The sequence below is a fragment of the Streptomyces sp. col6 genome (genome assembly GCF_008042035.1).
Taxonomy (GTDB): Bacteria; Actinomycetota; Actinomycetes; order Streptomycetales; family Streptomycetaceae; genus Streptomyces.
Genome location: NZ_RDBL01000008.1, coordinates 1 through 1819 on the forward strand (window position 1 = coordinate 1; position 1819 = coordinate 1819).

General features: G+C 70.8%; 3 protein-coding genes. 2 read left to right on the forward strand and 1 reads right to left on the reverse strand.

What is annotated here, in order from left to right:
• Window positions 1–155 precede the first annotated feature (155 nt).
• Together EAO73_RS12360 and EAO73_RS12365 are read left to right on the forward strand one after the other, a co-directional pair.
• Window positions 156–842, forward strand: a complete 687-nt coding sequence (locus EAO73_RS12360; protein WP_147971579.1) for a HemK2/MTQ2 family protein methyltransferase — start codon at window positions 156–158, stop codon at window positions 840–842.
• On the forward strand, window positions 826–1044 hold the full coding sequence (locus EAO73_RS12365) for a CDGSH iron-sulfur domain-containing protein (protein WP_147971580.1): 219 nt from the start codon (window positions 826–828) through the stop codon (window positions 1042–1044). The genes EAO73_RS12360 and EAO73_RS12365 overlap by 17 nt, the downstream gene beginning before the upstream one ends.
• A 331-nt stretch (window positions 1045–1375) precedes the next feature.
• Here the strand turns inward: EAO73_RS12365 and EAO73_RS35890 are convergent, their stop codons facing one another.
• A complete protein-coding gene (locus tag EAO73_RS35890; RefSeq protein WP_191134032.1) occupies window positions 1376–1813 on the reverse strand; it encodes a hypothetical protein in 438 nt (145 codons plus the stop codon).
• Window positions 1814–1819 lie beyond the last annotated feature (6 nt).

Here is a 1819-nt window from a genome sequence, read left to right on the forward strand (position 1 = left end):
GGCCGGGGCCGGTCCCGCAGGGGGTGGCGGGTGCGTGGCAGAGGCCGGGGACCGCCGTTCGAGTCGCGGCGGGCGGCGGGCCCGTTCACTCTGGACGGGACGATTCCGTGCCGGTGAGAGACGAGACCCGCCTTCCCCCCTCCTGGAGGATTCGGATGACGACTGCCGCCGCACCACCCGTCGACCTGGGAAGGCTGTGGACGCTGCCAGGGGTCTACGCGCCCCAGGCCGACACCCACCTACTGGCGCGGGCGCTGCGGGCCGAGGGCCCCACCGCTGACATGGACGTCCTCGACGTCTGCACCGGCAGCGGCGCCCTCGCCCTGCTGGCCGCGCGCTGCGGAGCCAGGGTCTGCGCGATCGACATATCGATGCGGGCCGTGCTGACCGCCCGGATGAACGCCGCCCGCGCCGGCCACCGGGTCAGGGTGCTGCGCGGCGACCTCACCGGCCCCGTCGCCGCGCAGCGCTTCGACCTGATCCTGAGCAACCCGCCGTACGTCCCCGCCCCGGACGTCCGCCGCCCCCGGGGCCACGGCTCCGAGCGCGCGTGGGACGCCGGGCCGAGCGGCCGCCGGGACCTGGACCGCATCTGCGCCCGCGCCCCCGACGTCCTGCGCCCGCGCGGTGTGCTGCTCCTCGTCCACTCCGGGCTGTGCGGAGCGGAGGAGACCCTGGACCGGCTGACCGCGAGCGGCCTGCGCTGCGCGGTGACGGGCCGGTCCTCCGTACCGTTCGGCCCGGTGATGACGGAGCGGCTGCCCTGGCTCCGGGCACGGGGTCTGATCGGGGCCGACGACGACACAGAGGAACTGGTGGTCATCCGTGCCGAACGCCCCTGACACCCCCCGCCGCCTGACCGTCGAGCCGAACGGCCCCGTGCTGATCGAGGGCCCGGTCGAGATCGTCCGGGAGGACGGCACGACCGTCACCTCCGACCGCTTCCTCGTGGCCGTCTGCACCTGCCGCCGCAGCCGCGCGTACCCCTGGTGCGACACCAGTCACCGGCGCCGGACGAAGCCACCGGGGGCTGGGCGGAACTGAGCTCCGTGCCGGACCGGCTGCCCTTTGCTCGGGCGATGGTCGACGGGTGGATGCCCAACCGAGGAGGGCTTTCGGCTGCTCGGGTATGGCCGGTGACGAGGCGTCTCCCATGCATTGTCGGCGGGACCGGATCCGAGCTGTATGGTTGACGCCCCGTCAGTCCCACTTGCATCGTTCGTGGCGCAATGTGCCTGGTTGGGGCCTCCGGGTGGCCCTTTCCAGGAATACCGTTGACCAGGAATGGGCGTTCGGAGACACTTGCCACTGGCAACGCGTGCGCAGCCGAGGGGCGTTGCAGGGGGCGGCGTGAAGTGCTTGACTCAACCGAGGTTCACTGATGCAACTTTGAGTAGACGTCAACTCCAGATGTGTTTTTGAACACTCGGCTCGATCTGGCGCGTCGATGCCTGCGGTGATCAGATCGATACCGTTCTCGGCCCGGTGGCCACGAACCTTCCCGGCGCTCGGCCGGAAGATCATCGATGGGAGTTTTCAGGTGGTTGATGTACGCCGCGCGGGGGCGGCGCTGGCTGTCGGTGGGCTGGGTGCCGACAGCCATTCCGTCGGGCTGTTCGTCCTCCAACGCGCTCTGGTCGCAGCGGGTTTCCGGGTTCACGATCTCGGGATCCAGAACGACTTCGAACGGTTCGCCGCCGCCGCACCCTACTGCGACGCTGTGCTCGTATCGAACATGGATGGGCACGCCGGGCACTACCTGCGTGATGTCACGGATCTGCCGGGCGACTGCCTCTGGTACCTGGGCGGACATCCGACG

Excerpts from the sequence above, each read along its gene's own strand:
- EAO73_RS35890 (WP_191134032.1), bottom strand. The coding sequence starts at position 1,813 with ATGTCCGCCCAGGTACCAGAGGCAGTCGCCCGGCAGATCCGTGACATC.
- EAO73_RS12360 (WP_147971579.1), top strand. The coding sequence starts at position 156 with ATGACGACTGCCGCCGCACCACCCGTCGACCTGGGAAGGCTGTGGACG.